The sequence below is a fragment of the Acinetobacter thutiue genome (assembly GCF_030385805.1).
GTDB lineage: Bacteria > Pseudomonadota > Gammaproteobacteria > Pseudomonadales > Moraxellaceae > Acinetobacter > Acinetobacter corruptisaponis.
The window spans coordinates 1-3,095 of record NZ_JAUDZE010000021.1; the positions used below are offsets into that span (position 1 = coordinate 1).

2 rRNA genes are annotated in these 3,095 nt (G+C 50.3%); both read left to right on the forward strand.

Annotation, left to right across the window (positions count from 1 at the left end):
* Positions 1-2,794 (forward strand): 23S ribosomal RNA (locus QTA56_RS18200); the annotation flags it as partial.
* Between the two features lie 179 nt (positions 2,795-2,973).
* A 5S ribosomal RNA gene (gene rrf, locus QTA56_RS18205) occupies positions 2,974-3,088 on the forward strand.
* Positions 3,089-3,095: the final 7 nt, after the last annotated feature.

A 3,095-nucleotide genomic window follows, 5' to 3' on the forward strand; every position in this document is an offset into this window, starting at 1 on the left:
TGATCCGGAGATGTCTGAATGGGGGAACCCACTTACCATAAGGTAGGTATTATATTCTGAATACATAGGAATATAAGGCGAACGAGGGGAAGTGAAACATCTCAGTACCCTTAGGAAAAGAAATCAATTGAGATTCCCTTAGTAGCGGCGAGCGAACGGGGATCAGCCCATTAAGTTGTGTGTGTTCTAGTGGAACGCTCTGGGAAGTGCGAACGTAGAGGGTGATATTCCCGTACACGAAAGGGCACACACAATGATGACGAGTAGGGCGAGGCACGTGAAACCTTGTCTGAATATGGGGGGACCATCCTCCAAGGCTAAATACTCCTGACTGACCGATAGTGAACCAGTACCGTGAGGGAAAGGCGAAAAGAACCCCTGTGAGGGGAGTGAAATAGATCCTGAAACCGCATGCATACAAGCAGTGGGAGCCCACTTTGTTGGGTGACTGCGTACCTTTTGTATAATGGGTCAGCGACTTATATTCAGTAGCGAGGTTAACCGCATAGGGGAGCCGTAGGGAAACCGAGTCTTAATAGGGCGTATAGTTGCTGGGTATAGACCCGAAACCAGGCGATCTATCCATGAGCAGGTTGAAGGTTGGGTAACACTAACTGGAGGACCGAACCCACTGTCGTTGAAAAGCCAGGGGATGACTTGTGGATAGGGGTGAAAGGCTAATCAAGCCTGGTGATAGCTGGTTCTCCCCGAAAGCTATTTAGGTAGCGCCTCGGACGAATACCATTGGGGGTAGAGCACTGTTTCGGCTAGGGGGTCATCCCGACTTACCAAACCGATGCAAACTCCGAATACCAATGAGTACTATCCGGGAGACAGACTGCGGGTGCTAACGTCCGTAGTCAAGAGGAAAACAATCCAGACCGCCAGCTAAGGCCCCAAAATCATAGTTAAGTGGGAAACGATGTGGGAAGGCATAGACAGCTAGGAGGTTGGCTTAGAAGCAGCCACCCTTTAAAGAAAGCGTAATAGCTCACTAGTCGAGTCGGCCTGCGCGGAAGATGTAACGGGGCTAAAACTATGTGCCGAAGCTGCGGATGTATACTTTGTATACGTGGTAGGGGAGCGTTCTGTAAGCCGATGAAGGTGTGTTGAGAAGCATGCTGGAGGTATCAGAAGTGCGAATGCTGACGTGAGTAACGACAAAACGGGTGAAAAACCCGTTCGCTGAAAGACCAAGGGTTCCAGTCCAACGTTAATCGGGGCTGGGTGAGTCGACCCCTAAGGCGAGGCCGAGAGGCGTAGTCGATGGGAAATTGGTTAATATTCCAATACTTCTGTGTAATGCGATGAGAGGACGGAGAAGGTTAAGTCAGCCTGGCGTTGGTTGTCCAGGTGGAAGACAGTAGGCATGCATCTTAGGCAAATCCGGGGTGCTCTATGCTGAGAGTCGATAGCAAGCTGTACTTGTACAGTGAAGTGGCTGATACCATGCTTCCAGGAAAAGTCTCTAAGCTTCAGTTACACAGGAATCGTACCCGAAACCGACACAGGTGGTCAGGTCGAGTAGACCAAAGCGCTTGAGAGAACTCTGCTGAAGGAACTAGGCAAAATGGTACCGTAACTTCGGGAGAAGGTACGCTGCTGACGGTGATGGGACTAGCTCCCTGAGCGGTTGGCAGCCGCAGAAACCAGGCCGCTGCAACTGTTTATTAAAAACATAGCACTCTGCAAACACGAAAGTGGACGTATAGGGTGTGATGCCTGCCCGGTGCTGGAAGGTTAATTGATGGGGTTAGCGTAAGCGAAGCTCTTGATCGAAGCCCCAGTAAACGGCGGCCGTAACTATAACGGTCCTAAGGTAGCGAAATTCCTTGTCGGGTAAGTTCCGACCTGCACGAATGGCATAATGATGGCGGCGCTGTCTCCAGCAGAGGCTCAGTGAAATCGAAATCGCTGTGAAGATGCAGTGTACCCGCGGCTAGACGGAAAGACCCCGTGAACCTTTACTGCAGCTTGACATTGAACTTTGACCTTACTTGTGTAGGATAGGTGGGAGGCTTTGAAGTACGAACGCTAGTTTGTATGGAGCCGTCCTTGAAATACCACCCTGGTAATGTTGAGGTTCTAACTCTGCCCCGTAATCCGGGGCGAGGACCATGTCTGGTGGGTAGTTTGACTGGGGCGGTCTCCTCCTAAAGAGTAACGGAGGAGTACGAAGGTGCGCTCAGCGTGGTCGGAAATCACGCGTAGAGTATAAAGGCAAAAGCGCGCTTAACTGCGAGACCCACAAGTCGAGCAGGTACGAAAGTAGGTCTTAGTGATCCGGTGGTTCTGTATGGAAGGGCCATCGCTCAACGGATAAAAGGTACTCTGGGGATAACAGGCTGATACCGCCCAAGAGTTCATATCGACGGCGGTGTTTGGCACCTCGATGTCGGCTCATCTCATCCTGGGGCTGAAGCAGGTCCCAAGGGTATGGCTGTTCGCCATTTAAAGAGGTACGCGAGCTGGGTTTAGAACGTCGTGAGACAGTTCGGTCCCTATCTACCGTGGGCGCTGGAAATTTGAGAGGATCTGCTCCTAGTACGAGAGGACCAGAGTGGACGAACCTCTGGTGTACCGGTTGTGACGCCAGTCGCATCGCCGGGTAGCTATGTTCGGAAGGGATAACCGCTGAAAGCATCTAAGCGGGAAGCCTACCTCAAGATAAGATTTCCCCAGGACTTTATGTCCTCTAAAGAGCCGTTCGAGACCAGGACGTTGATAGGTTGGGTGTGGAAGCACGGTGACGTGTGAAGCTGACCAATACTAATTGCTCGTGAGGCTTGACTATACAACACCCAAACAGTTGTTGTATCAAGCTAGGTTCGATACAAATAACTTGATTTAGTGTAGAAACTAGTTAAACTACGAACACTAAAACAGACTCAACAGCTAATCCGTTAAACTCATTTGGAAAAAGCAAAGCATCACAAAAGTGAATAAGACTAGGCAAGTATCCATAAACAGTTTGCTGGCGACAATAGCAGGAGTGAACCACCTGATCCCTTCCCGAACTCAGAAGTGAAACCTCCCCGCGCTGATGGTAGTGTGGCGTTTGCCATGTGAGAGTAAGTCATCGCCAGCTTTTAAAT